The organism is Corallococcus caeni (assembly GCF_036245865.1).
Classification (GTDB): Bacteria; Myxococcota; Myxococcia; order Myxococcales; family Myxococcaceae; genus Corallococcus; species Corallococcus caeni.
Map to the genome: position 1 here is coordinate 1091161 of NZ_BTTW01000001.1, position 25232 is coordinate 1116392.

The following is a 25232-nucleotide window of genomic DNA, read 5'->3' on the forward strand; positions in this document are numbered from 1 at the left end:
CTCCCTTCCAAAAAACCTAAGCGAGGAAACACCCCCATGACCAAGCACGAGCTGTTCGAGCGCCTGAGCGCCATCCTCCAGGAAACCTTCGACATCGAGCCGTCGCGCATCATCCCGGAGGCGCGGCTGCACGACGACCTGGACATCGACAGCATTGACGCCATCGACCTGCTGGTGCGCCTGAAGCCGGTGGCCGGCCAGCGCGTTCCGCCGGAGGTGTTCCGCTCGGTGCGCACGCTGCAGGACGTGGTGGACGCGCTGTACGGGCTGCTCGGCAGCGACTCCGCCGCAGCGTGAAGCGTCTGCGTCCGGTGCTGTTGGGGCTCGTGAGCCTCGCCTACCCGCCGCTCGTCTATCTGGGCCTGGGCCACTTCGAGCCCCGCTGGATGGCGCTGCCCCTGGCGGCCATGGCGGTGGTGCGCGCGGTGGCCACGCGGGAGAAGATGTGGCTCGCGGCCGCCGTGGGTGCCCTGGTGCTCGCGGGCTCCAGCATGCTGGGCAACAACGCGCTGCCCCTGAAGCTCTATCCGGTGCTGGTGAACGCGGTGCTGCTCACCGTATTCCTCACCAGCCTGGTGTATCCGCCCAGCGTCATCGAGCGCCTGGCGCGGATCCGGGAGAAGGACCTGCCGCCGTCGGGCGTGGCCTACACGCGCCGGGTGACGCAGGTGTGGTGCGGCTTCTTCGTCCTCAACGGCACGCTCGCGTTCACCACGGCGCTCTTCGCGAGCGACGCGACCTGGGCGCTCTACAACGGCCTCATCGCCTACGGCCTCATGGGCCTGCTGTTCGCGGGCGAGTGGGTGGTGCGGCAGCGGGTGCGCGCACGGCACGCCCATGGCTGAGCCGCTCGCGCTCGAACACCTCCTCGCCCACGGCCGTCCTTCCAGGCATCCCGTGGCCCGGAGCGAGGACGGCATGCGGGACTTCGGTGCGCTCCGCGCCAGGGTCGCCGGCTGGCGCGCGGCCTTCGCGGCGCACGGCGGCCAGCGCTACGCCCTCTTCACCGAGGACACCTTCGACTTCGCCACCGCGCTCCTGGGCGCCTGGCACGCGGGTGCGTGCGTCTACCTGCCCGCGGACGCGCGCCCCGCCACGCTGGACGCGCTGAAGGCCCACGTGGACGGCTTCGCGGGCCGGGCCCCCCAGGGCCTGATGCCGCTCACGCCGGCGATGAGCGAGGACGCGCGCTCCGCAACGTTCCAGCCGCTGTCGCCCGAACTCGCGGCGCTGGTCGTCTACACGTCGGGCTCCAGTGGGGACCCCACCGCCATCCCCAAGCGCCTGTCGCAGCTGTCCAGTGAAGTCGCCACGCTGGGCGCGCTGTTCGACGCGGAGACGGGGGACGTTCCGGTGCTGGCCACCGTGTCGCACCAGCACATCTACGGCCTGCTGTTCCGGGTGCTGTGGCCGCTGACGTCGGGCCGCCCGTTCGACGCGCACGCCCTGCCCTATCCGGAGGACATCCTGGCCGCGCTCCAGGCCGGGCCCGGCCTGCTGGTGGCCAGCCCCGCGCACCTGAAGCGGCTGCCGGCGACGCTGGACTGGCCTTCCGTGCGGGGGAACCTGCGCGGGCTGTTCTCCTCCGGCGGGCCGCTCACCCCCGAAGCGCTCCAGGCCTGCCGCGACCTGCTGGGCCGCGCGCCGGTGGAGGTCTACGGCAGCTCGGAGACGGGCGGCGTCGCGTGGCGCAGGCGCGACACGGACGACACCGCGTCGTGGCGCACGATGCCGGGCGTGGAGGTGCGCGCCGACGAGGACGCGCTCCATGTCCGCTCGCCCCACCTGCCCGCGGACGACTGGTTCACCACGGAGGACCGCGCGCGGGCCGTGCCCGGCGGCTTCGAGCTGCTGGGGCGCCGCGACCGGCTGCTCAAGCTGGAGGAGAAGCGCGTGTCGCTCTCCGCCATGGAGCGGGCGCTGGTGGCCGGGGGGCTGTTGCGCGAGGCCCGGGTGCTGCCCCTCACGGAGGGCCACCGGGTGGTCCTCGCGGTGGTGGGCGTGCCGGACGCGGAAGGCTGGCGGCTCCAGGAGGCGGGCGGCAGGCGCTCCCTGAGTCAGGCGCTGCGCGAGAAGCTGGCCCCGCATTTCGAGTCCAGTGCCTTGCCGCGCCGGTTCCGGTATCTGGAGGCCATGCCGGTCAACTCCCAGGGCAAGTCCACCGAGGCGGCGCTCACCGCCCTCTTCGACCCGAAGCGACCCCCGTTCCGCGTGATGGAGCGCTCCGGCGAACGCGCGTTGCTGGCGGTGGAGGTCCCCGCGAACTCGCCGTACTTCGACGGGCACTTCCCGGGCTCGCCCATCCTGCCCGGCGTCGTGCAGCTGGAGTGGGCGCTCTTGCTGGGCCGCGAGCACTTCGCGCTGCCGCCGGACTTCCTGCGGCTGGAGGCGCTGAAGTTCCAGCAGGTCATCACCCCCGGCGCGCAGCTGACGGTGGAGCTCACCTGGGCGAAGGAGTCCGGGCGGCTGGGGTTCAAGTTGACGTCGGCCGCGGGCTCGCACGCCAGCGGCCGCATCGTGTTGGGGGGAGCGGTCGGATGAAGGTCTGCGCGGTGATTCCGGTCTACAACCATGGCGAGGCCGTGGGCGCGGTGGTGAAGGCCGTCCGCGGCCACGGGCTGCCCTGCGTGCTGGTGGATGACGGCAGCGAGCCCGGCTGCGCGGCGGTGCTGGACAACCTGGCGCGCGAGGACAGCGAGCACGTGGCGGTGGTCCGCCTGCCCCAGAACGAGGGCAAGGGCGGCGCGATGATGGCGGGCCTGCGCTCGGCGCTGGAGCGGGGCTACAGCCACGCGCTGCAAATCGACGCGGACGGCCAGCACAACGCCAACGACATCCCGCGCTTCCTGGCGCTGGCGAAGGCGCAGCCGGACACGCTGGTGTGCGGCACACCCGTCTACGACGAGTCCGTGCCCAAGGGCCGGCTGTACGGCCGCTATGCCACGCACATCTGGGTGTGGATCAACACGCTGTCGTTCGCCATCCGCGACTCCATGTGCGGCTTCCGCGTGTATCCGCTCAAGCCCACCGTGGCGCTCATCGACTCGGTGCGCATCGGCAAGCGGATGGACTTCGACGTGGAGGTGCTGGTGCGCCTGTTCTGGCGCGGCATGCACATCCTCAACCAGCCCACCCAGGTGCGCTACCCCACCGACGGCATCTCCCACTTCGACGTGCTCTGGGACAACGTGCGCATCTCCGGCATGCACGCCCGGCTCTTCTTCGGGATGCTGGGACGGCTGCCGGTGCTCCTCTGGCGGAAGGTGGCGAGATGAAGTCCCGCCACTGGGCGGAGATGGGCGAGACCACCTTCGTCGCGGGCATCTGGCTCCTGTACTGGATCCATCGGCTGCTGGGCCGCTGGCCGTTCCGCGCCTGCCTCTACCCGGTGGTGCTGGTGAACTGGCTCCGGAGGCCGGCGCTGCGTCAGGCGTCGCGCGAGTACCTGGAGCGGATGCAGGCCGCGACGGGGGGCCTGGGGCGCAAGCCCCGCTGGCGCGACAGCGTGCGCCACGTGCTGATGTTCGCGGAGACCATGCTGGACAAGCTGCTCGCGGTGAGCGGCCGCTACCGCTTCGAGCGCGTGCGCACCGAGGGCCGCGAGGAGCTCTACGAGGCGGCGAAGTCGGGCAAGGGCGGCGTCATCGTCACCGCGCACATGGGCTGCCTGGAACTCTGCCGCACCATGGCGGAGCGCCGGGGCGAGGTGAAGCTCAACATCCTGGTGCACACGCTGCACGCGGAGCAGTTCAACCGCCTGCTCAAGCGCCTCAACCCGGAGAACGACTTCCGGCTGATGGAAGTCACCGACATGGGCCCGGCCACCGCCGTCGCGCTGAACGAGCGCGTGGAGGCGGGCGAGTTCGTGGTCATCGCGGGCGACCGCATCCCGGTGAATTCCAGCCAGACCGTGAGCGTCGACTTCCTCGGCCACCCGGCGCCATTTCCGGTGGGTCCGTACGTGCTGGCGGCGCTGCTCAAGTGTCCGCTCTACCTGCTGGGCTGCATCCATGAGGGCGACGGCTACACCATCCACTTCGAGCGCCTCTTCGAGCGCGTCGTGCTGCCCCGGGGCAAGCGCGAGGCCGCGCTCACCGACTGCGCGCGCCACTACGCCGCCCGGGTGACGGCGCTCCTCCAGCGCGCGCCCTACGACTGGTTCAACTTCTTTCCCTTCTGGGATCAGGTGCATGTCTCCGCGAAGCCCCCAACTGTCTGACACCCCGGTCCGCTTCGACGGCACCCGGCTGACGCTCGAGGACGTGGGCGCCCTGTCGCGCCGTGAGCGCCCGGCGGAACTGGGCACGGCCCCGGCCTTCCGCCAGCGCATCGCCAAGGGCGCCGCGTTCCTGGACCGGCTGCTGGCGGAGGACGGCGTCATCTACGGCGTCACCACCGGCTACGGCGACTCCGTGACGGTGTCCATCCCGCCAGCGCTGGTCGCGGAGCTGCCGCACCACCTCTACACGTACCACGGCATCGGCGCGGGCCGGTTCCTCACGCCGGAGGAGACGCGCGCGGTGCTGGCCACGCGGCTGGCGTCGCTGTCGCAGGGCTTCTCCGGCGTGGGCGTGCCGCTGCTCACCCAGCTGGAGCTGCTGCTCCAGCACGACGTGCTGCCCATGATTCCCGCCGAGGGCTCCGTGGGCGCGTCCGGCGACCTGACGCCCCTGTCCTACGTGGCGGCGGTGCTCTGCGGCGAGCGCGACGTGTGGCACCGGGGCGAGCGCAAGCCCGCCGCGCAGGTGCTCCAGTCGCTGGGCATCGCGCCCCTCAAGCTGCGGCCGAAGGAAGGCCTGGCCATCATGAACGGCACCGCCGTGATGACGGCCCTGGCGTGCCTGGCGTGGGAGCGCGCGGAGTACCTGTCGCGCCTGTCCACGCGGCTCACGGCGTTCAACGTGCTGGCGAGCGCCGGCAACGCGCACCACTTCGACGAGACGCTCTTCGCGGCCAAGCCCCATGCCGGCCAGCAGCGCGTCGCGGCCCGGCTGCGCGCGGATCTGGTATCGGACCGGCCGCCGCGCAATGAGCAGCGGCTCCAGGACCGGTACTCGCTGCGCTGCGCGCCGCACGTCATCGGCGTGCTGGAGGACGCGCTGCCGTACTTCCGCACGCTCATCGAGAACGAGCTGAACAGCGCCAACGACAACCCGCTCATCGACCCGGACGGCGAGCGGGTGCTGCACGGCGGCCACTTCTACGGCGGCCACATCGCCTTCGCCATGGACGGGCTGAAGAACGCGGTGGCCAACGTGGCGGACCTCTTGGACCGTCAGCTCGCGCTGCTGGTGGACCCGCGCTTCAACCACGGGCTGCCCGCGAACCTCTCCGCGTCCATGGGCGCCCGCGCGGCCATCAACCACGGCCTCAAGGCGGCGCAGATCAGCGTCTCCGCGTGGACCGCGGAGGCGCTCAAGCAGACCATGCCCGCGTCCGTCTTCTCCCGCTCCACGGAGTGCCACAACCAGGACAAGGTGAGCATGGGCACCATCGCCGCGCGCGACTGCCTGCGCGTGCTGGAGCTGACGGAGCAGGTGGCCGCGGCCATGCTCATCGCCGCGCGCCAGGGCGTCACCCTGCGCCAGCGGCTGGACGCGGACGCGAAGCCCGGCCCCGCGATGGCCGCGATGCACGCGGACCTGGAGGCGCGCATCCCCCTCCTGGTGGAGGACCGCGCGCTGGACGGCGAGCTGCAGGGCCTCATCACCGCCATCCGCCGCCGCGAGTGGAGGCTGCATGAAGCCTGACCTGAGCTGCGAGCTGGAGATTGATCCGCCGTTCCACGACCTCGACATGATGGAGATCGTCTGGCACGGCCACTACGTGAAGTACCTGGAGCTGGCGCGCGCCGTCATCCTGCGCAAGCACGACTACGACTGGCCGCAGATGCGCGAGTCCGGGTACGGCTGGCCCGTGGTGGAGATGAAGCTCAAGTACGTGGCCCCCATCTCCTACAAGCAGCGCATCATCGTGCGCGCCGAAATCACGGAGTGGGAGAACCGCCTTCGCTTCGACTACCTGCTGCGCGACGCGGACACCGGGCGCAAGGTGAACCAGGCCCACACGCTCCAGGTGGCCGTGTCCTTGAAGACGGGCGAGATGCAGTACGTCTGCCCGGAAGTCCTCTGGAAGAAGCTGGGAGTGTGGCCGGGATGAAGCCCTTCCTCGTGTTGATGCTGTCGCTCTTGTCCGTGAGCGCCCATGCGGCGGACCTGGTGAAGGACGTGCGCGCGCGGCTGGTGGACGCGCCGCTGGTGCGTGGCCAGTTCGAACAGAAGAAGACCGTGGCGGGATTCAAGAAGCCGCTCGTGTCCAGGGGGGACTTCCTCCTCGCGCGCGACCAGGGCGTGCTGTGGAACACGCGCAAGCCGTTCGCCTCCACCCTGACGCTCACGCGCAAGTCGCTGAGCGCGGAGCAGGGCACGGGCGGCGCGGCCTACCACCTGGACTCCACCAAGGAGCCCGCGCTGGCGGCGGTGAACGAGCTGCTCTTCGCGCTCCTGTCGGGCGACGTCGCGTCGCTCCAGAAGCGCTTCAAGGTGGAGGGCGCGCTCGTGGGCGCCGAGGGCTGGAAGCTGGAGCTGACGCCCACGGACGCGGGGCTCGCGCGCGTCTTCAAGCACATCCACCTGGAGGGTGACGGGTACGTGCGCCAGGTGCAGCTGGACGAGACGCGCGGCGACAGCAGCGTCATCACGTTCGAGCAACTGGCGCAGACGCCGCCCCCCGATGCCACGGAAGCGGAACGTCTTGGCAAATAAGCTGGCCATCTTCTGGGCGCTGGTGGTGCTCGCCGTGGGCGTGCACCAGGTGCAGTTCTGGCGCTCGGCGCGCCTGGACACCGACGTGCTCGCGCTCCTGCCGGAGGACGAGCAGGCGCCGGAGGTGGACGCCGCCACGCGCAAGCTCGCGGACGACGCCGGCCGGCAGGTGGTGCTGCTGGTGGGCGCCCAGGACTGGCCGTCCGCGCAGCGCGCCGCGGATGAAGCCACGCGCGTGCTCTCAGGAGCCGCGGACCTGCTGGAGCCGGCGATGGTGGACACCTCCGCGCTGGACCAGGCGGTGGACTTCTACCGACCCTACCGCGACCGGCTGCTCACGCCCGCGCAGCGCCAGTGGCTCGCGCGCGCGACGGCGGACGAACTGGGCGGCACGGCGCTGATGAAGCTGTACCAGCCCGCGGGCGCGCAGCTGACGGACTGGAACGCGGATCCGCTGGGCCTGTGGCAGGACTGGTGGCAGGCCCGCGCGGCGGAGACGTCCGCCCGGCCCCGCGACGGACGGATGTGGCTGTCCGGCGAGGGCCGCGAGTGGGTGCTCCTCATGTGGAAGAGCAAGGTGTCCGCCTTCGCGCTGGGGGACGGCTCGCGCGTCACCGCCACGGTGGAGCAGGCGCGGGCGAAGGTGGAGGCCACGGTGCCCGGAGGCCGGCTCGTGGCCGCGGGCGTGCCGCTGTACGCGGAGGCCGCCGCCGCGCAGGCGAGCTGGGAGATGTCCACCATCGGCTTCGGGTCGCTGGCGGCGGTGCTCATCCTCGTCTGGCTCACCTTCCGCTCGCTGCGGCCCATCGTGCTCGTGGGCCTGTCGCTCACGCTGGGCTGCGCGGTGGCGCTCAGCGTCACCGCGCTCGTGTTCGAGCGGGTGCACCTGCTCACGCTCGTCTTCGGCTCCAGCCTCGTCGGCGTGGCGGAGGACTACGGCTTCCACTACTTCGCCGCGCGCCAGGGCAAGGCCCCGTCGGAGCGCGGGCCGGTGATGCGCTCGCTGCTGCCCGGCATGGTGCTGGCGCTCGTCACCAGCGTGGTGGCCTACCTGGCGCTGGGCGTCGCGCCCTTCCCGGGCCTGCGGCAGATGGCGGTGTTCTCCGCCGCCGGCCTCACCGCCGCGTTCCTCACCGTGGTGTGCTGGTTCCCCTCGCTGGACACGGGCGCCCTGCCCGTCACGTCCTTCTCGGAGCGCTTCTCCGCGTCCATCACCCGCTGGCCGCGCATCGCGTCCACCAAGGGCTGGTGGCTGTCCGGCGCGGTCCTGACGGTGCTCGTGGCCGTGGGCATCTGGAAGCTGGAGCCCCGGGACGACCTGCGGCAGCTGCAGGGCGCGCCCGCGAACCTCATCGCGGATCAGCGCGAACTGGGGCGCCTGTTGGGGCTGCCCAGCCCGGCGCAGTTCTTCCTCGTGCAGGGCGACAGCGACGAACAGGTGCTCGCGCGCGAGGCCGCGCTGAAGACGAAGCTGGACGCGCTGGTGGCCCAGAAGGTGTTCGCGGGCTACCGCGCCGTGTCCGACTGGCTCCCGTCCGAAGCGCAGCAGCGCGAGGACGCGGCCCTGAGCGCCCGCGCGGAAGCCCTGGCGGTCGCCGCGGTCAGCGCCTCCACGGGGGAAGCGCCCACGCGCGCCGCGTTCTCCCCGGAACCGCTCACGCCCTCGCACTTCCTCTCCGGGCCCGCCGCGGGCGCCATCCGGCAGCAGTGGCTGGGGACGCTGGGCAAGGCGCGGTACAGCGTCCTCATGCTGCGCGGCCTCAACGACCCCAAGGTGCTGCCCCGCCTGGAAGAGGTGGCGCACGGCCTGGAGGGCATCCGCTGGGTGGACAAGACGGCGGAGATTTCGGGCCTGCTCAGCCGCTACCGCCGCATCATGGGCGGGCTCATCGTCGCGGGCTACATCGCGGTGCTGCTCACGCTGGTGGCCCGCTTCGGACGCCAGGCGTGGCGCGCGTGGGTCCCGTCCGTGCTGGGCACGCTCCTGACGCTCGCCATCTTCGGCTGGGCGGGCGCGCCGCTGCAGTTGTTCACCGTGCTCGGGCTGGTGCTGCTTCTGGGCATGGGCGTGGACTACGGCATCTTCCTCCTGGAGCACCCCGGTGACGGCTCCGCGTGGCTCGCGGTGGCGCTGGCCGGCGTGAGCACGCTCCTCTCCTTCGGGCTGCTGGGCCTGTCCGCCACGCCCGCGCTGCGCTCGTTCGGCCTCGCCATGCTGCTGGGCGAGGTCACCATCTGGATCCTCACCCCTTGCTTCCGACTACCACCCGGGAAAGCCACACATTGAAAACTGAATCAGCGGACATCCTCATCATCGGCGCGGGCCCCGCGGGCTCCGTCGCGGCGGGCCTCCTTCGCAAGCAGGGCCGTGAGGTCCTCGTGCTGGAGCGCGAGCAGTTCCCCCGCTTCTCCATTGGCGAGAGCCTGCTGCCGCAGAGCATGCAGTACATCGAGGAGGCCGGCTTCCTCCAGGACGTGGTGGAGGCGGGCTTCCAGTTCAAGAACGGCGCGGCCTTCGAGCGCTCCGGGCGCTACACGGACTTCGACTTCCGCGACAAGTTCAGCCCCGGCTGGGGCACCACCTACCAGGTGCAGCGCGGCCACTTCGACCACGTGCTGGCCCAGGCCGCGGAGCGCAAGGGCGCCACCGTGCGCTTCCGCCACGAGGTGCTGACCGTGGACTTCTCCGGCGAGAAGCCGGAGGTGACGGTGCGCCCGCCCGAAGGCGAGACGTACCGCGTGCAGGCGCGCTTCATCCTGGACGCAAGCGGCTTCGGCCGCGTGCTGCCGCGCCTGCTGAACCTGGAGACGCCGTCCAACTTCCCCGTGCGCGGCGCCATCTTCACCCACGTCGAGGACCGCATCCCCCCGGGCACCTTCGACCGGAACAAGATCCGCGTCACCACGCACCCGGAGCACGTGCACGTCTGGTACTGGACCATCCCCTTCTCCGGCGGCCGGTGCTCGCTCGGCGTGGTCGCGAAGAAGGAGTACCTGGAGCAGTACACCGGAACGGACACGGAGCGGCTGCAGGCCATCGTCAAGGAGACGCCGTCCTTGCAGAACCTGCTGAAGGACGCGGTCTGGGACACGCCCACGCGCAAGCTCACCGGCTACGCGGCCAACGTGAAGTCGCTGTGGGGCCCGGGCTTCGCGCTGCTGGGCAACGCGGGTGAGTTCCTGGACCCGGTGTTCTCCTCGGGCGTCACCATCGCCTTCAAGTCCGCGAGCCTCGCGTCGGCCTGCATCGCCCGGGAGTTCGCCGGGGAGAAGGTGGACTGGGAGAACGACTACGCGAAGCCGCTCAAGGCGGGCGTGGACACCTTCCGCACCTTCGTGGAGTCCTGGTACGAGGGCGGCTTCCAGAACATCATCTTCCACCCGAACCCGTCCCCGGACGTGCGCCGGATGATCTCCGCCATCCTCGCCGGCTACGCGTGGGACAAGAACAACCCCTACGTCGCGGACAGCAAGCGGCGCCTGGGCGTGCTCGAGGCCCTGTGCGCGGCCTGATTCCGGCCCTGCTCGTCGCGGGCCTCGTGGCCTGCACCACCACGCCCCGGCCCAGGCCCGCCGCTCCCGGCGAGCCCCTGCCACAGCTGCGCCTGGCCCCCGCCGCGCTCGGCGCGTCCGTGAGCCTGGCGCAGCGGCTGGTGTTCGCGCACGAGCAGGACCCGGGCGGCCCCCGCTCCCTGGAGGCCTTGATGGAGGTGGATCCGGCCGGGTTGCAATTGGCCGGGCTGGCCATGGGTCACCGCATCCTCACGCTGCGCTGGGACGGCGCCACCCTGGACGAGGAGCGCGACCCCCGCCTGCCCGCCCAGTTCAACTCCGCCCTGGTGCTCCGGGACGTGCAGCTCGTCTACTGGCCGGCCGACGCCGTGCGCGCCGCCCTGCCCGCCGGCTGGACGCTGGAGGATGGGCCGGGACAGCGGTCCCTGTCGAAGAACGGCAGGGAATGGGTGACGGTGCGCTACGATGGCGCACCGCGCTGGGAAGGGCGCACGCAGCTCACCAACCTGTCCGAGCACTACCAGCTCACCATCGAGTCCCACGTCGCGGACGAGTGACACCCCATGCCTCCTGTCTTCCTCAACCAGCTGGGCCTCGTCTGCGCATTGGGCTCCGGGAAGCAGGAGGTAACCCGCGCCCTGTTCGCGGACACCGTCTCCGGCGTCGCTTCACATGAGGGGTTCGCGGACCGCCCGCTGCACCTGGGCGTCGTCACCTCTCCGCTCGCGGCCCAGGACGCCCTGCCCCCTTCGCAGCACAGCCGCAACAACGCGCTGCTGCTCACCGCGCTGGAGCAGATACGCCCCGCGGTGGACGCGGCCATCGCCCGGTTCGGCCGCGCGCGCGTGGCGGTCGTGCTGGGCACCAGCACCTCCGGCATCGGCGAGAGCGAGCGCGCCATCGCCGGCCACCTGGCCACGGGCGAATTGCCCTCGCGCTTCCACCTGCACCAGCAGGAGCTGGGCTCCCCGGCGCTGGCGCTCACGCAGCTGCTGGGCCTGGGCGGCCCGGCCTACGTCATCTCCACCGCGTGCTCCTCCAGCGCCAAGGCCCTGGCCAGCGCGGCGCGGCTGCTGCGCTCGGGCACCGTGGACGCGGTGCTGACGGGCGGCGTGGATTCGCTGTGCCGCTTCACCGTGGCGGGCTTCCGCGCGCTGGACTCCGTGAGCGAGGAGCGCTGCAACCCGATGAGCGCCCACCGCCACGGCATCAACATCGGCGAGGCCGCGGCGCTGTTCCTGATGACGCGCGAGCCGGGGCCGGTGCGCCTGTCCGGCTGGGGCGAGTCCTCCGACGCGCACCACATCTCCGCGCCGGAGCCCGGCGGCAAGGGCGCCATGGCCGCCATCCAGGAGGCCCTGAAGCGCGCGGGGGTGTCCGCGGAGCAGGTGGACTACGTGAACCTGCACGGCACCGCGACGGTGCAGAACGACGCCATGGAGAGCCGCGCGGTGCACGCGCTCATGGGGCCGGCCGTGAAGGCCAGCTCCACCAAGCCGCTCACCGGCCACACGCTGGGGGCCGCGGGCGCGCTGGAGGCGGCCTTCGCGTACCTCACGCTGGTGGACAACCCGGAGGGCCGGCTGCCCGCGCACTTCTGGGACGGGGCCGTGGACCCCTCGCTACCGGCGCTGTCGCTCGTGAAGCCGGGCGAGGCGCTGGGGCGCCCGGTCCAGCGCGTGCTGAGCAACTCGTTCGCCTTCGGGGGCAGCAACGCCGCCCTCGTGCTGGAGCGCGCATGATGCGCATCGTCATCAACGAGCCCATCGAGGCGCTGGTGCCCCACGAGGGGCGCATGCGGCTGCTGGACCGCGCCCTGGAGGGCGACACGGACTCGCTCGTCGCGGAGGTCACCGTGCGCGAGGACAGCCTCTTCTTCGCCGACGGCGCCGTGGGCGGCTGGGTGGGCATCGAGTACATGGCGCAGGCCGTGGCCGCCTGGGCCGGGTGGCACGCGCGCAGGCGCGGCGGCACGCCCCGGGTGGGCTTCCTCCTGGGCACGCGCCGCTACGAGTGCAGCCGCCCCGTCTTCAAGCTGGGGGAGACCTTGCGCGTGGAGGTCCACCGCCAGTTCTCCGCGGACAACGGGCTGGGCCAGTTCGACTGCACCCTGCGCATCGGGACGGAGCAGGTGGCCACGGCGGCGCTGACGGTCTACGAGCCGCAACCGGGGCAGGACCTGGGAAGGGGCAACACAGATGGGTGACAAGACGGTGCTGGTGACGGGCTCCAGCCGGGGCATCGGCCGCGCCATCGCGCTGCGCCTGGCCCGCGACGGCTACGACGTCGTGGTGCACTGCCGCAGCAAGCGCGACGAAGCGGACGCCGTGGCCGCGCAGGTGCGCGAGGCGGGCCGCGAGTCGCGCGTGCTCCAGTTCGACGTGGCGGACCGCGCGGGCACGCAGGCCGCGCTGCTGGCCGACGTGGAGGCCCACGGCTGCTACTACGGCGTGGTGTGCAACGCGGGCATCGCGCGCGACAACGCCTTCCCCGCCATGACGGCCGACGAGTGGGACAGCGTCATCCACACCAACCTGGACGCCTTCTACAACGTGCTCAACCCGCTCACGATGCCGCTGGTGCGCCGCAAGAAGCCGGGCCGCATCGTCACGCTGGCGTCCGTGTCCGGGCTCATGGGCAACCGGGGCCAGGTGAACTACAGCGCCGCCAAGGCGGGCATCATCGGCGCGACGAAGGCGCTGGCGGTGGAGCTGGCCAAGCGAAACATCACCGTCAACTGCGTGGCGCCGGGCCTCATCGACACGGAGATGGTGCCTCCGGAAGTGCTGGAAGAGGCGCTGAAGATCATTCCCGCCCGCCGGATGGGCAGGCCCGAGGAGGTCGCCGCCGCGGTGAGCTTCCTCATGGCGGAGGACGCGGGCTACATCACGCGGCAGGTGATTTCCGTGAACGGGGGGATGATCGGATGAAGCGCGTGGTGGTCACCGGAGTCGGTGCGCTGAGCCCCCTGGGACATGACTGGAAGACGGTCGAGGCGCGGCTGCGTGCGCGTCAGAACGCCGTCCAGGTGATGGAGCCCTGGAAGGAATACGAAGGCCTGAACACGCGGCTGGGCGCGCCCGCCCTGCCCTTCGAACTGCCGCCGTCCGCGTACTCGCGCAAGACGACGCGCACCATGGGCCGCGTGGCGCTGATGGCGACGCGGGCCAGCGAGCTGGCGCTCCAGGACGCGGGCCTGCTGGGCGACCCCCTGGTGAAGGGGGGCAGGATGGGCATCGCCTACGGCTCCTCCGCGGGGACGCCGGAGAACATGGGCGACTTCGGCAAGATGATCACCCACAAGACGACGGAGGGCATCACCGCGACGACGTACCTGCGGATGATGTCCCATACGGCGGCGGTGAACATCGGCGTCTTCTTCGGCATCACCGGCCGCATCATCACCACGTCCAGCGCGTGCACCTCCGGCAGCCAGGGCATCGGCTACGCGTACGAGGCCATCAAGCTGGGCCGCCAGGTGGCGATGCTCGCGGGCGGCGCGGAGGAACTGGACGCCACGGGCGCGGCGGTGTTCGACACCCTCTTCGCCACCAGCACGAAGCACAACGAGGCGCCGCACCAGTCCCCCCGCCCCTTCCACGCCCAGCGCGACGGGCTGGTGCTGGGCGAGGGCGCGTGCACGCTGGTGCTGGAGGAGCTGGAGCACGCGAAGGCGCGCGGCGCCACCATCCACGCGGAGCTGCTGGGCTACGGCACCAACAGCGACGGCCGCCACGTCACGCAGCCCAACGCGGACACCATGGCGGAGGCCATGCGGCTGGCGCTGGAGGACGCGGGCGTGCCTGCCTCCGCCATCCCCTACGTCAACGCGCACGGCACGGCGACGGACACGGGTGACGTGGCGGAGAGCGCGGCGACGAAGGCCGTCTTCGGAGACAAGGTCGCCATCTCCAGCCTCAAGAGCTACATGGGCCACACGCTGGGGGCCTGCGGCGCGCTGGAGGCGTGGATGAGCATCCAGATGATGCGCTCGGACTGGTTCGCGCCGACGCTGCACCTGACGGCGGACTCCGTGGATCCGAAGTGCGCGCCCCTGGACTATGTCATGGGCGAGGGACGTGCTTTGCAGACGGACCTGGTGATGAGCAACAACTTCGCCTTCGGCGGCATCAACACGTCGTTGATCTTCCGCCGCTGGCCTTGATGCCTGGAGACCCCGCGATGAAGAAAGCCCTCCTGTTGCTGGCCCTGACCGCCGCCTCCCCCGCGCTGGCGCGCGACACCGTGACCAAGGTGAAGCTGGCGGACGTGATGGCCCTGCCGGAAGCCAAGGAGAAGCTGGACGGCACGGTGAAGTTCTACCTGGAAGGCGCGAAGACGCCCAACGTGCTCAAGACGCTGGGCAGCGACACCACGAACAAGAAGACCAACGGCGTGGGCAAGTCGGATGACTACGCCTGCAAGTGGGCCGCCCTCTCCGCGCTCATCGCCCTGCAGGAGGGCGCGAAGAAGAACGGCGCCAACGCGGTGGTCCACATCGTGAGCTACTACAAGAAGGTGGAGAGCAAGAGCGCCACCGAGATCGAGTGCCACGCCGGCAGCTTCGTCACGGGCGTCGCGCTCAAGGGCGACTACGCCACCATCGCGAAGTAGTCCCGTGCCCGCGCGCGGCGGCCGCTACCGCCGCGCCGGCACCTGGATGCGGCAGACGCTCGCGGGCGCCAGGTTCCGCGAGCGCATCCAGTCCTCCAGGTCGCGGTCGAGGCGCTCGGCGGCCATCGCGTTGAAGCGGCGGTTGTCCTGGAGCCTCCAGCCCCGCGGAGCGTTGCCCGAGTAGCCGTTCACCGTGGGCACGCCGCGCTCGCAGGACGCCCACACCGCGTCCAGCTGGTACTTCCACTCCCGCGCCTTGCCGGACGTCGGCGCGTAGAAGAAGGCCGCGCAGCCGGGCGGGATGCGCGCGGCCACCGCCTCCACGTCCGCGCGGGCTTCATGCCAGTCATACGTGGGGCTGGTGAGCCCCTGCTCCAGCAGGCACAGCGCGCCCAGGCCCACCGCCAGCGCCGCGCGGCCGGAGTCCCACTGCCGCTGGAGGTACAGGGCCAGGCCCACGGCCGCGGGCACCAGCAGCCACATGCCGATGCGGGCCAGGGCCCGGATGGCCGCCGCGCCGGGCACGCCGTGGAAGACGAGCCACCAGGGCGTGTACCCACCGGGGTAGCGCGAGGCGAGCAGCACGGTGGCCACCGCCACGACGAGCAGCAGCCGCACGGCGGGCCGCGAGCGCGCCTGCCACAGGCCGAGGCCCGCCAGCACCGGGGTGACGAAGCCGAAGCCCAGCCGGTGCTCCCACCCCAGCGGCAAGCGCCGGAACCGGGAGAAGCCGTCCATCCACCCGTACAGCCAGCTGTCCGGGCCCATGTAGAACCAGCTCCAGACGCGCGGCACCATGGGCACGACCTCGGCGAAGGTGCGCAGGCCCACCGTGCCGATGGCCTGGCGCGCGTGCAGGATGAGGGGCGCGAGCAGCGCCAGCCCCACGACGCCGAAGGCCGCGAGCGCCGGGAGGTGGCGGCGCAGCGCCGTCAGGAGCGGGCCGCGCGTGTCCCGGAGGATGAGCCCGGCGATGAACGCCAGCAGCAGGAAGAAGAAGAGGAACCAGCCCCAGTAGAAGCCCGCGTAGAGCTGCGCCACGCACGCGCCCACGAGCAGCCCGGCCCAGGCCACCCCGCGCCGCCGGTCCGTCTCCGGCCGCGTCAGCGCGACCACCGCGCCCACCGCGAGGAGCACGAAGAACTGTGCCTCCAGCTGCGGGTGGTTGAGCTGGTTGACGCGCGGCGCGCCGGCCGTGAAGAGCACCGCGCCCACCACCGCCGGAAGGACGCGCAGGCCAAACCCCCGGCGCAGGAGCCACACCGCCGCCGCGTAGTTCAGCGCGGCCATGGCGAGCGCCCACGCCTGCCACGACAGCTCGGCGCCCAGGCCGAAGCCGCGCCACACCCAGTAGAGCGGCGCCACGCCCAGGAGCACCTCCGAGTACGCCGCGACGTTGGGCTCGGGGTGGAACATGGGGGGATCCCAGAAGCGCGCATGCGCTGGGTCTCCCGACACGAAGCGCCAGCCGTGCTCCAGGATGTAGTTGCAGAAGCGCACGTCGCCCTCGTCCCCCTGCATGAGGCGCAGCCCGGACAGGAGGGCGGAGTGGTGCGACAGCAGCAGCGCCAGCACGCCGCCAACGAGGACGAGCGGGACGACGCGGGTGCGCTCCGAGGCGGCGGTTCCCATGGGCGCCGGGAGCGTTAACACGCCAACACTGCCCCCTGGAACGACGGAGGGCGCCTGAACCGCGCCCCCCGTCCCTGCTCCGGAGCGCTCAGCGCAGCGGCAGGTCCAACCAGGACGGCCCGCCGAGCGACACCGTCGCGCCCGTGCTGTTCGCGTCCAGGTAGAGCGGGTCCTCCGTGTCGACGACGAGCGCCAGCCGGTGCAGCACGGGGACGTCGTACGCGGTGGCGGGGAACGCCAGGTCCAGGTCGAGCGGCACGCCCGGCGTCGCGCCCTTCCAGCTCAGGGGCACGTGGGTGATGAGGCCGCCGTAGTCCCCCAGGAGGTCATACAGATACGCGACGACCGTCCCCGAGGAGGTGGAGGGCGTGACGCGCAGGCGCAGGGCCACGGAGCCACGGATGGCGAGGCCGCTCAGGGTGGTGGACGACGTCCAGACACCCGCGTTGAGGCGGTTCACGCCCGGCAGCCAGACCACGGGCGGGATGCCGCTCAGCGCCTGGAGTCCGTTGGTCAGCAGCGCCACGCCCGCGTCGGCGGAGGTGTCGAAGCCGGACCAGACGACCCGCGAGCCGCCCGACGTAGGCGAGCCGCCCAGGGTGCCGGTGCCATCCAGCACGCGGATGGCGCCCAGGCCGTAGCGCTGCGAGCTCCGGGAGACCTGGGCCCACGAAGCATAGCCCTCCACGTCACCGTCGTAGGTGCGCAGCACGACGGGCGCCTCGCGGGAGATGCCGGTGTCCACGCCCGCGACGTACTGGTCCATCCAGCGCGTCACGCTGGACCAGACGGGGTTGGGCAGGCCCACCAGGCCGGTGGCCTCCACGACGGCGTGGTCGCCCGGAGCGAGCTCCAGCCGCTTGGGCCCGGTGAGCTGGCCGTAGAACGACACCAACTGGTTGGGCGGGAAGAGGCTGTCACCGTAGGCGTTGGCCATCAGGATGGCGGGCTTGTTGACGTTGATCCGGTCGAGGTACGTCGCCGCCGAGCGCACGCGGCCCCAGGCCTTGATGGACTCAATGTCCTGGTTGGCGAAGTAGTTGTCGATGGTCGTGCTCAGCTCGGGGCTCGGACGGCCCAGCAGCGTCGCGGCCAGGTCCAGCAGCGCCACCGCCTGAGGACGCCGCGTCTCCCCGCCGAACAAAGACGCCACCAGGTCCGACCAGCCGGAGAGCGCCGCCACCGCCTTCACGCGAGGGTCGAACCCGGAGGCGATGAGCGAGATGCCCGCCCCATACGAGACCCCGGCGAGCCCGATGCGCGAGGGATTGGCGGTCGTGTTGGCGAGCATCCAATCAATGACGCGCGAGGTGTCCGCGATATCCGCGGGGCCCGCCGTGTCGATGCCACCGCCGGACGCCCAGAAGCCGCGCGGCGTATAGGAAAGCGCCACGTAGCCCTTCTGCGCCAGCGCGCTGGCCTGGGCCAGGTACTCCAGGTCGTTGAGCCCCCAGCTCGAGATGAAGACCACGGCCGGATGAGGGCCCGGCGTGGTGGGCGCGACGTAGTTGGCCTTCAGGACCGTGCCGTCGCTCGCGGGGATGTCCACGAACCGGAAGCCCGTCGTCGGCAGGGCCACGCTCGTGAGCGGCAGCAGCAGGAACAACAGGACCACGGGCAAACGCTTGCACCACGCAGGGGGCTTCAACGTCATGGAGACACCTCGGGGGCTGATGTTTGTTGTTTCAGAGCAGCTGCTGTCCCAGCACGTCGAAGGCCTCGGCGGGGGTCGCGGCGGCACGGCTTGTCGGGTACTCGTCAGCGAGCAGCGTCCAGACCATCATGTCCCGGAGCACGCCGTCGGGTGCGACGAGCCGCTGCCGCAACGTGCCTTCGTGGACGAAACCCAACCTCCGGGCGACCGCCGCGCTGGGCACGTTGCGGGGGTCGCAGTGGATCTCCACCCGGCGCACGCCCTCCAACTCGAAGGCGACGCGGGTGAGGGCTCCGGCGACTTCCGTCGCGAGCCCCCCGCCCGTGTGGCCAGCCGAAATCCAGTAGCCGATCTCCAGCGCGCCCTCCCCCACCCGGGGATGCAGTCCGGTGCCTCCGAGGACCTCGGAGCCGTCGCGATTGAACACGCCGTAGGCGAAGTCCTGTCCCAGGTCGAACAGCCCGCGCATCCGGCGCAGTTGCCCCGCCTGCTGCGCCACGGTCATGGGATAGCGCTTCGCCCACTCCATCCAGGGACGCAGGTGCTCCAGATTGGCTTCGATGGTGCGGAGTGCCAGCGGAGCGTCGGTCGGCGACCAGCAGCGGAGCACGGTGTGCTCGGTCTGGACTGTGTATGCGGGACGAAACGCGGTTGGAGTCATGACTCCTCCATGAATGGCCAACCGCCTGAACGTAGTCGATCCCCGGCCTTCATCTCTCCGCGCATTGGCTGACAGCCACCCGGGGCCCGGGGGCCAGATGCCCGCCGGGAGGCGCATTGACAGCTTCCCGCATCCCGGACGCTCCCGCCCTGGAGGGATGCTTTCATGCTGTCACCGCGACGCTGTCCGCCGTGCCTCGCTGTCCTGCTGGCGCTGTGTCTGGGAGGGTGGCCACGCGCCGAGGCCCAGCCTCTGGCGCCCCTCGCCCTGCCCGCGGGCTTCTCCTCCGAGCCGGTGGTCGCGGGCCTGCAGTACCCGACGACGTTCGCGAGCCTCCCCGATGGACGCCTCCTCATCGCGGAGAAGGCAGGCGTGGTCCGGCTCTTCAAGGACGGCGTCCTCCAGCCCGTGCCCTTCCTCGACATCCAGGGGCGGGTGAACTCGCACCATGACCGCGGGCTGCTGGGGCTGGCGGTGGATCCGGCCTTCGCCACCAACGGCTACATCTACCTGCTCTACACGTACGACGCCGCCGACACGGATGACGCCGGCCCCAAGACGTCGCGGCTGGCGCGCTACAGCGCCGTGGGGGACATGGCCTCGCCCGCCAGCGAGTTCGTGCTGCTCGGCACCGCCGTGGCCAACTCCTGCAATGACCTGCCCGCGGGAGCGGACTGCATTCCCTCCGACAGCGCCTCGCACTCCGTGGGCAGCCTCCGCTTCGCGCCGGACGGCACCCTCTTCGTGACGTCAGGCGATGGGGCCAGCTTCGACGCGGTCGATGACGACGCGCTGCGGGCGCAGAGCCTGGACTCCCTCGCGGGCAAGGTGCTGCGCGTCACCCGCACCGGCCAGGGCGTGGCCTCGAACCCGTTCTGGAACGGAGACGCAGGCGCCAACCGCTCCAAGGTGTGGGCGCTGGGGCTGCGCAATCCCTATCGCTTCAGCCTGCGCCCGGGCACCTCCACGCCCTACCTGGGCGACGTCGGCTGGGGCACCTACGAGGAGATCAACGTCGCGCTGCCGGGGTCGAACCTGGGCTGGCCCTGCTACGAGGGCCCCTTCCGCCAGCACGGCTACGAACCCAAGCCCGTCTGTCAGGCCCTCTACGCCCGGGGGCCCGGCGCGGTGAGGGCTCCGATCTATTATTGGGACCACGGCGTCGGCCAGACGGCCACGGGCGGCGCCTTCTACACGGGCACCGCGTACCCGGAGACGTGGCAGGGCGCCTACTTCTTCGGCGACTACACCCAGCAGTGGATCCGCTCCCTGCGGGTGGATGCGAATGATCAGCTCGTGCCCGACAGCGTGACGCAGTTCGCGACCGGGGTGGGTGGGCTGGTGGAGCTCGGCATCGGGCCGGACTCCAACCTCTTCTTCGTGGACATCCTCGCGGGGGAGCTGCGCCGCATCCGCTACACGGCGGGCAACACGCCGCCCACGGCGGTGGCCTCGGCGACGCCGGGCCGGGGTGAGCCTCCCCTGCTCGTGCGCTTCTCCAGCGCGGGCTCCAGCGACCCGGACGGGGACGCGCTCCAGTACAGCTGGGACTTTGGAGATGGCTCCCCCGTGTCCACGCTGCCCGCCCCGGAGCACACGTATGCCGTGACCGGCTTCTACGTGGCCCGGCTGACCGTCAGCGACGGGCGCGGCGGCAGCCACTCCGCCGCGGTGAGCGTCACCGTGGGCAACGCGCTCCCGGTCGTGACCATCGACTCGCCCGCGCCGACGTACCGCTTCAAGGTCGGCGACGTGGTGACCTACTCGGGCTCCGCGGTGGACCCCACCGAGGGCCCCATCCCCGGCGACCGGCTGAGGTGGACCATCACCCTGCGCCACTGCACGTCGGGCACCTGCCACACCCATCCGTACTCCACGAGCACGGGGGCGACCGGCTCCTTCACCGTCCCGGACCACGGTGACGAGGTGCACTTCGACATCAAGCTGACCGCGATGAACTCGACGGGGCTGACGAGCAGCCGGCTCATCACCGTGGATCCGCAGCTGGTGCAGGTGACGCTCCAGACGTCCCCGCCGGGGCTGGAGCTGGTGTTCGACGGCACGAGCGGTCCGGCGCCCCGCGTCCGTCCGGTCATCGTCGGCTCCACGCACACCCTGGGCGCTCTGTCGCCGCAAGGCACCTTCGAGTTCCGCGAGTGGTCCGACGGCGGGGCCGCGGAGCACGTCATCCAGGCCGGTCCGAGCGACGCCAGCTACACGGCCGTCTTCGAGTCCGTCGCGCCCATGGAGTGCCCGCAGGGACAGTACCGGGCGGAGTACTTCGGCAACCGGGACCTGGAGGGCGCCCCGGCGCGGGTGCGCTGCGAGGGAGCGCCGCTCTCGAAGTCCTGGGGCACGGGCCGCCCCGTGCCGGAGGTGGGAGTCGACGACTTCTCCGTGCGCTGGACGGGGCGGTTCTACTTCGTGTCCGGCCTGTTCTACTTCTTCGCCCAGGCGGATGACGGCATCCGCGTGTACGTGGACGGCTCGCGCATCATCAACGCGTGGAAGGACCAGTCGACCACGAGCTTCGTCGTGGGCCGCTGGATGAGCGCCGGCGAGCACACGGTGGTCATGGAGTACTACGAACACGATGCCGATGCCGTGGCGGCGCTCCGCTGGAGCCGCTGAGCCGGGGGCACCGCACCGCGCCATCGTCCCGGGGTTCAACCCCGGCCCGCGAGCGAGATGGACGCCTGGAACGCAATGGCTGGGATGAAACCGCCGTTTGCGCTGTTGGGGACGCGCCCGCGTGCGCCAGAGTGCGCCACCCCGTTCGGGCACATCCAGGAGCCTCCATGTCGTTCCGTTCCAGACCGCCGTTTGGCGCCGCGCGCATGACGCTCGGCGTCTGCGCGTCCGCGCTCATCACCGCGTGCGCCTCCACCGCTCCCGCGGAGAAGTCCCCGCCGCAGGCCCAGGCCGCCACCACCCCGGCCCCCGCTCCGGCGGCCCCCGCCGCTCCCAAGCCGCACTTCGGGAGCTTCGGCGTCGACACGCCGGGCATGGACACGTCCGTCGCCCCCGGCGACGACTTCTACCGCTACGTCAACGGCAAGTGGGTGGACACCACGGAGATCCCTCCGGACCGCTCCGCCTACGGCATGTTCACGCGGCTGGCCGAGGACGCCTCGCAGCAGACGCGAGCGCTGCTGGAGGCCGCCGCGAAGTCGGACGCCGCGGCCGGCAGCGAGGAGCGCAAGCTGGGTGACTTCTACGCCAGCTTCATGGACGAAGCCGCCATCGAGGCCCGCGGCGCCACGCCGCTCAAGCCGGAGCTGGACCGCATCGCGGCCGTCGCCAACCGCAAGGACCTGGCCACGCTGCTGGGCACCACCCTGCGCAGCGACGTGGACCCCCTCAACACCGGGCAGTCCACCACGGAGCGCCTGCTGGGCCTCTGGGTGGCGGAGGACCTGAACGACCCCAGCCGCTACGCGGCCTATGTCCTCCAGGGCGGCCTGGGCCTGCCGGACCGCGACTTCTACCTGAAGGACACCCCGCGCTTCAAAGAGGTGCGGGAGAAGTACCAGCAGCACATCGCCGTCCAGCTGAAGAACGCCGGCATCGCCGACGCGGAAGCCAAGGCGCGCGCCATCTTCGCCCTGGAGAAGAAGATCGCCCAGGTGCACTGGGCGGCGCAGGACACGCAGGACGTGGCCAAGGTGAACAACCCCTGGAAGCAGACGGACTTCGCGAAGAAGGCGCCCGGCCTGGACTGGGCCGCGTACTTCGCCGGCGCCGGCCTCACGCCCCAGAAGGACTTCATCGTCTGGCAGCCGTCCGCCATCACCGGCATCGCGAAGCTCGTGGGCAGCGAGCCCATCCAGACGTGGAAGGACTACCTGGCCTTCCACGCCATCATGCGCGGCACGCAGTTCCTGTCGAAGCCCTTCGTGGACGCGGGCTTCGACTTCTCCGGCCGCACCATGTCCGGCGCGCAGCAGCTGCGCGAGCGCTGGAAGCGCGGCGTGGACTTCACCAACGGCGCCATGGGCGAGGCCGTGGGCAAGCGCTACGTGGAGAAGCACTTCCCCCCGGCCGCCAAGGCCGAGGCGGACGTGATGGTGCGCAACATCCTGGCCGCGCTGGGCCGCCACATCGACGCGCTCGCGTGGATGTCCCCGGAGACCAAGGCCCGCGCCAAGGAGAAGCTGGGCACGGTGCAGGTGGGCATTGGCCACCCGGACACCTGGCGGGACTACTCCGGGCTGGAGATCGTCAAGGGAGACGCCTTCGGCAACGCGGAGCGCGCGGAGCTCTTCGAGCACAAGCGCAACCTGGCCAAGCTGGGCAAGCCCGTGGACCGCAAGGAGTGGTTCATGACGCCCCAGGAGGTCAACGCGCTCAACTCGCCGCAGCAGAACTCCATCATCTTCCCGGCCGCCATCCTCCAGCCGCCCTTCTTCGACCCGAACGCCGACCCGGCCGTGAACTACGGCGGCATCGGCTCCGTCATCGGGCATGAGATCATCCACAGCTTCGACGACGTGGGCGCGCAGTTCGACGCGCAGGGCAAGCTGGCCAACTGGTGGACGCCCAAGGACCTGGAGCAGTTCAAGGCCGCGGGCCAGGCGCTGGCCGCGCAGTTCAGCGCGTACAAGCCCCTGCCGGACATGAACGTGAACGGCGAGCTGACGCTGGGAGAGAACATCGCCGACGTGGCGGGCATCTCCATCGCGCATGACGCCTACGTGATGTCCCTGGGCGGAAAGCCGGCGCCCACGCTGGACGGCTTCACGGGCGAGCAGCGCTTCTTCATGGGCTTCGCCCAGGTGTGGCGCAACAAGTTCCGCGAGCCGCTGCTGCGCCGGCTGCTCGTGACGGATGGGCACTCGCCGGGCATGTTCCGCGCGGCCACGGTGCGCAACCTGGATGCGTGGTACCCGGCGTTCGACGTGAAGCCCGGCCAGGGCCTCTACCTCACGCCGGAGCAGCGCGTGAAGGTCTGGTAGTCGCAGTCCCACCCGCACCGGGCGCACGAAGGCCGTGCGTCCGGTGCACGGGGACCGCGCGTCCTCCCGAAAAACCATCGAGGCGAAACTTAAAAGAGCGTGATGCGACAATGTGGGAGTCAGTAGGCAGCTCCGCCCCCCACGGAGGAACATCATGGAAATCAACCGCAAGTCGCCCGCCTCCATCGCCCCCACCGCCCGCACGGACACCTCCCGCGTCCAGGGGCCCAAGGCGAAGCCCCTGACGGTGCGTGACGGCTTCGAGCCCCAGGGTGCGCGGCCGTCCAACTTCGTGGACCGCCCGACGGGCCGCCCCACGCCCCCGGGCGCCAGCGTTCCGGCTTCGGCCTTCACGTTCGGGTCCTCCAACGTCGCGGTGAAGCCGGGCGCGAACAAGGTCGTCGACGCGAAGCAGGTGGACCCGTCGCAGCCGAAGCCCAAGCTCACGGGCGAGCCTGTCATCGCGGTCATCGACGGGGGCGTGGACTACAAGCACACCGACCTGGACGACGCGATGTGGACGAACCCTGGTGAGGTGGACGGGGACGGCATCGACAACGACAACAACGGCATCGCGGACGACATCCACGGCTTCAACGTGGGCACCGGCAAGGGCGACGTGTTCAAGGGCGAGGGCACGGACCACGGCACGCACGTGGCGGGCATCATCGCCGCCGAGGACAACGGCGAGGGCAACACCGGCATCGCCGCGGGCAAGGCCAAGGTGCTGAGCGTGGGCGGCCTGTACGACGGCGCGGACCTGCTCACCAACTTCGAGCGCTCCGTGGACTACCTGGTGAAGATGAAGACCGAGCACGGCGTGAACATCCGCGCCGCGAACGCGAGCTTCGGCGACTCCTACCGCGACGCCGCGTCCCAGAAGCGCTGGCAGGCCGCCATCCAGAAGCTGGCGGACGCGGACATCCTGCTCGTCGCGGCCACGGCCAACGGCAACGGCAGCAACATGAACAACGTGCCGGACATGCCCGCCAACGTGGACCTGCCCAACGTCCTCACCGTGGCGTCCATGGACCGCAACAACGACAAGCTGGCCCGCTTCTCGTCGCACGGCGACAAGGTGGTGGACCTGGCCGCCGTGGGTGAAGACGTCCTCAGCACCGTGCCCGGCAACGACTGGGAGGAGATGAGCGGTACCTCCATGGCCACCCCCACCGTGGCCGCCACCGCCGCACGCATGTTCGCGGAGAACCCGGACCTGACGGCCGTGCAGGTGCGCGACCTCATCCTCAAGACGGTGGAGCAGGACCCGGACCTCAAGGGCAAGGTCATCACCGGCGGCAAGCTGGACATCCAGGCCGCCATCGCCGCCGCCAGGGCCACCGTGGAGCCCAGGCCGGAGACGCAGCCCGTCGCCGCGCGCTGAGCCCCCACGCCGGGTAGGTCCCCAGCCCACACAGGCAGGGAGGTTTTTTCCGACG

At 71.1% G+C, this 25232-nt stretch carries 22 protein-coding genes; 19 read left to right on the forward strand and 3 right to left on the reverse strand.

Annotated features, from left to right (window positions below; all coding sequences use genetic code 11):
* The first annotated feature begins 36 nt into the window (after positions 1-36).
* From AABA78_RS04305 to AABA78_RS04380, 16 genes are read left to right on the forward strand one after another with little or no spacing between them, the layout of a single operon-like run.
* Positions 37-297, forward strand: a complete 261-nt coding sequence (locus AABA78_RS04305) for an acyl carrier protein (protein ID WP_120528038.1) — start codon at positions 37-39, stop codon at positions 295-297.
* Complete coding sequence (locus tag AABA78_RS04310) at positions 294-845, forward strand: COG4648 family protein (protein WP_338261754.1); 552 nt, start codon at positions 294-296, stop codon at positions 843-845. Before AABA78_RS04305 ends, AABA78_RS04310 begins: the two co-directional genes overlap by 4 nt.
* Entirely contained in the window at positions 838-2541 is a 1704-nt protein-coding gene (locus AABA78_RS04315) for an ApeI family dehydratase (protein ID WP_338261755.1), read from the forward strand. The genes AABA78_RS04310 and AABA78_RS04315 overlap by 8 nt, the downstream gene beginning before the upstream one ends.
* Complete coding sequence (locus tag AABA78_RS04320; RefSeq protein ID WP_338261756.1) at positions 2538-3275, forward strand: glycosyltransferase family 2 protein; 738 nt, start codon at positions 2538-2540, stop codon at positions 3273-3275. Before AABA78_RS04315 ends, AABA78_RS04320 begins: the two co-directional genes overlap by 4 nt.
* Positions 3272-4219 (forward strand): lysophospholipid acyltransferase family protein, encoded by a 948-nt coding sequence (locus tag AABA78_RS04325; RefSeq protein ID WP_338261757.1) that lies wholly within the window; start codon positions 3272-3274, stop codon positions 4217-4219. Before AABA78_RS04320 ends, AABA78_RS04325 begins: the two co-directional genes overlap by 4 nt.
* Positions 4191-5750 (forward strand): HAL/PAL/TAL family ammonia-lyase, encoded by a 1560-nt coding sequence (locus tag AABA78_RS04330; protein WP_338261758.1) that lies wholly within the window; start codon positions 4191-4193, stop codon positions 5748-5750. Before AABA78_RS04325 ends, AABA78_RS04330 begins: the two co-directional genes overlap by 29 nt.
* Positions 5740-6159, forward strand: coding sequence for an acyl-CoA thioesterase (locus AABA78_RS04335; protein ID WP_338261759.1), 420 nt, complete (start codon positions 5740-5742; stop codon positions 6157-6159). Before AABA78_RS04330 ends, AABA78_RS04335 begins: the two co-directional genes overlap by 11 nt.
* A complete protein-coding gene (locus AABA78_RS04340; RefSeq protein WP_171414118.1) occupies positions 6156-6764 on the forward strand; it encodes an outer membrane lipoprotein carrier protein LolA in 609 nt (202 codons plus the stop codon). Before AABA78_RS04335 ends, AABA78_RS04340 begins: the two co-directional genes overlap by 4 nt.
* Positions 6754-9051 (forward strand): MMPL family transporter, encoded by a 2298-nt coding sequence (locus AABA78_RS04345; RefSeq protein ID WP_338261760.1) that lies wholly within the window; start codon positions 6754-6756, stop codon positions 9049-9051. The genes AABA78_RS04340 and AABA78_RS04345 overlap by 11 nt, the downstream gene beginning before the upstream one ends.
* Entirely contained in the window at positions 9048-10277 is a 1230-nt protein-coding gene (locus tag AABA78_RS04350; protein WP_338261761.1) for an NAD(P)/FAD-dependent oxidoreductase, read from the forward strand. The genes AABA78_RS04345 and AABA78_RS04350 overlap by 4 nt, the downstream gene beginning before the upstream one ends.
* Positions 10265-10834, forward strand: coding sequence for a DUF3261 domain-containing protein (locus tag AABA78_RS04355; protein ID WP_338261762.1), 570 nt, complete (start codon positions 10265-10267; stop codon positions 10832-10834). The genes AABA78_RS04350 and AABA78_RS04355 overlap by 13 nt, the downstream gene beginning before the upstream one ends.
* 6 nt (positions 10835-10840) lie before the next feature.
* Positions 10841-12019 (forward strand): beta-ketoacyl-ACP synthase, encoded by a 1179-nt coding sequence (locus AABA78_RS04360; protein ID WP_338261763.1) that lies wholly within the window; start codon positions 10841-10843, stop codon positions 12017-12019.
* Complete coding sequence (locus AABA78_RS04365; protein ID WP_338261764.1) at positions 12016-12483, forward strand: hotdog family protein; 468 nt, start codon at positions 12016-12018, stop codon at positions 12481-12483. The genes AABA78_RS04360 and AABA78_RS04365 overlap by 4 nt, the downstream gene beginning before the upstream one ends.
* Positions 12476-13207, forward strand: a complete 732-nt coding sequence (gene fabG, locus AABA78_RS04370; protein ID WP_338261765.1) for a 3-oxoacyl-ACP reductase FabG — start codon at positions 12476-12478, stop codon at positions 13205-13207. The genes AABA78_RS04365 and fabG overlap by 8 nt, the downstream gene beginning before the upstream one ends.
* Positions 13204-14442, forward strand: coding sequence for a beta-ketoacyl-ACP synthase (locus AABA78_RS04375; RefSeq protein ID WP_171414111.1), 1239 nt, complete (start codon positions 13204-13206; stop codon positions 14440-14442). Before fabG ends, AABA78_RS04375 begins: the two co-directional genes overlap by 4 nt.
* A 17-nt stretch (positions 14443-14459) precedes the next feature.
* Entirely contained in the window at positions 14460-14891 is a 432-nt protein-coding gene (locus AABA78_RS04380; protein WP_171414110.1) for an excinuclease ATPase subunit, read from the forward strand.
* A gap of 24 nt (positions 14892-14915) precedes the next feature.
* On the opposite strand, the gene AABA78_RS04385 is transcribed toward AABA78_RS04380, so the two are convergent.
* The 3 genes from AABA78_RS04385 to AABA78_RS04395 all read right to left on the reverse strand — a co-directional run bounded on the left by AABA78_RS04385 (position 14916) and on the right by AABA78_RS04395 (position 18787).
* Positions 14916-16523, reverse strand: coding sequence for a DUF2339 domain-containing protein (locus AABA78_RS04385; protein ID WP_338261766.1), 1608 nt, complete (start codon positions 16521-16523; stop codon positions 14916-14918).
* An 88-nt stretch (positions 16524-16611) separates the two neighbouring features.
* A complete protein-coding gene (locus AABA78_RS04390) occupies positions 16612-18138 on the reverse strand; it encodes a CocE/NonD family hydrolase (protein ID WP_338261767.1) in 1527 nt (508 codons plus the stop codon).
* A 70-nt stretch (positions 18139-18208) separates the two neighbouring features.
* Complete coding sequence (locus AABA78_RS04395; RefSeq protein WP_338261768.1) at positions 18209-18787, reverse strand: GNAT family N-acetyltransferase; 579 nt, start codon at positions 18785-18787, stop codon at positions 18209-18211.
* Positions 18788-19003: 216 nt separating this feature from the next.
* On the opposite strand from AABA78_RS04395, the gene AABA78_RS04400 reads away from it, so the two are divergent.
* The 3 genes from AABA78_RS04400 to AABA78_RS04410 all read left to right on the forward strand — a co-directional run bounded on the left by AABA78_RS04400 (position 19004) and on the right by AABA78_RS04410 (position 25177).
* Positions 19004-21469, forward strand: coding sequence for a PQQ-dependent sugar dehydrogenase (locus tag AABA78_RS04400; RefSeq protein ID WP_338261769.1), 2466 nt, complete (start codon positions 19004-19006; stop codon positions 21467-21469).
* Between the two features lie 167 nt (positions 21470-21636).
* A complete protein-coding gene (locus tag AABA78_RS04405; RefSeq protein WP_338261770.1) occupies positions 21637-23793 on the forward strand; it encodes a M13 family metallopeptidase in 2157 nt (718 codons plus the stop codon).
* Positions 23794-23947: 154 nt separating this feature from the next.
* Positions 23948-25177: a S8 family serine peptidase gene (locus tag AABA78_RS04410; RefSeq protein ID WP_338261771.1), complete on the forward strand. Its 1230-nt coding sequence runs from the start codon at positions 23948-23950 to the stop codon at positions 25175-25177.
* Positions 25178-25232: the final 55 nt, after the last annotated feature.

Bases quoted from the DNA above. Each gene is read 5' to 3' on its own strand.
- AABA78_RS04305 (WP_120528038.1), top strand. From the start codon at position 37: ATGACCAAGCACGAGCTGTTCGAGCGCCTGAGCGCCATCCTCCAGGAA.
- AABA78_RS04315 (WP_338261755.1), top strand. From the start codon at position 838: ATGGCTGAGCCGCTCGCGCTCGAACACCTCCTCGCCCACGGCCGTCCT.
- AABA78_RS04320 (WP_338261756.1), top strand. From the start codon at position 2,538: ATGAAGGTCTGCGCGGTGATTCCGGTCTACAACCATGGCGAGGCCGTG.
- AABA78_RS04325 (WP_338261757.1), top strand. From the start codon at position 3,272: ATGAAGTCCCGCCACTGGGCGGAGATGGGCGAGACCACCTTCGTCGCG.
- AABA78_RS04330 (WP_338261758.1), top strand. From the start codon at position 4,191: ATGTCTCCGCGAAGCCCCCAACTGTCTGACACCCCGGTCCGCTTCGAC.
- AABA78_RS04335 (WP_338261759.1), top strand. From the start codon at position 5,740: ATGAAGCCTGACCTGAGCTGCGAGCTGGAGATTGATCCGCCGTTCCAC.
- AABA78_RS04340 (WP_171414118.1), top strand. From the start codon at position 6,156: ATGAAGCCCTTCCTCGTGTTGATGCTGTCGCTCTTGTCCGTGAGCGCC.
- AABA78_RS04360 (WP_338261763.1), top strand. From the start codon at position 10,841: ATGCCTCCTGTCTTCCTCAACCAGCTGGGCCTCGTCTGCGCATTGGGC.
- AABA78_RS04365 (WP_338261764.1), top strand. From the start codon at position 12,016: ATGATGCGCATCGTCATCAACGAGCCCATCGAGGCGCTGGTGCCCCAC.
- fabG (WP_338261765.1), top strand. From the start codon at position 12,476: ATGGGTGACAAGACGGTGCTGGTGACGGGCTCCAGCCGGGGCATCGGC.
- AABA78_RS04375 (WP_171414111.1), top strand. From the start codon at position 13,204: ATGAAGCGCGTGGTGGTCACCGGAGTCGGTGCGCTGAGCCCCCTGGGA.
- AABA78_RS04380 (WP_171414110.1), top strand. From the start codon at position 14,460: ATGAAGAAAGCCCTCCTGTTGCTGGCCCTGACCGCCGCCTCCCCCGCG.
- AABA78_RS04385 (WP_338261766.1), bottom strand. From the start codon at position 16,523: ATGGGAACCGCCGCCTCGGAGCGCACCCGCGTCGTCCCGCTCGTCCTC.
- AABA78_RS04400 (WP_338261769.1), top strand. From the start codon at position 19,004: ATGCTGTCACCGCGACGCTGTCCGCCGTGCCTCGCTGTCCTGCTGGCG.
- AABA78_RS04405 (WP_338261770.1), top strand. From the start codon at position 21,637: ATGTCGTTCCGTTCCAGACCGCCGTTTGGCGCCGCGCGCATGACGCTC.
- AABA78_RS04410 (WP_338261771.1), top strand. From the start codon at position 23,948: ATGGAAATCAACCGCAAGTCGCCCGCCTCCATCGCCCCCACCGCCCGC.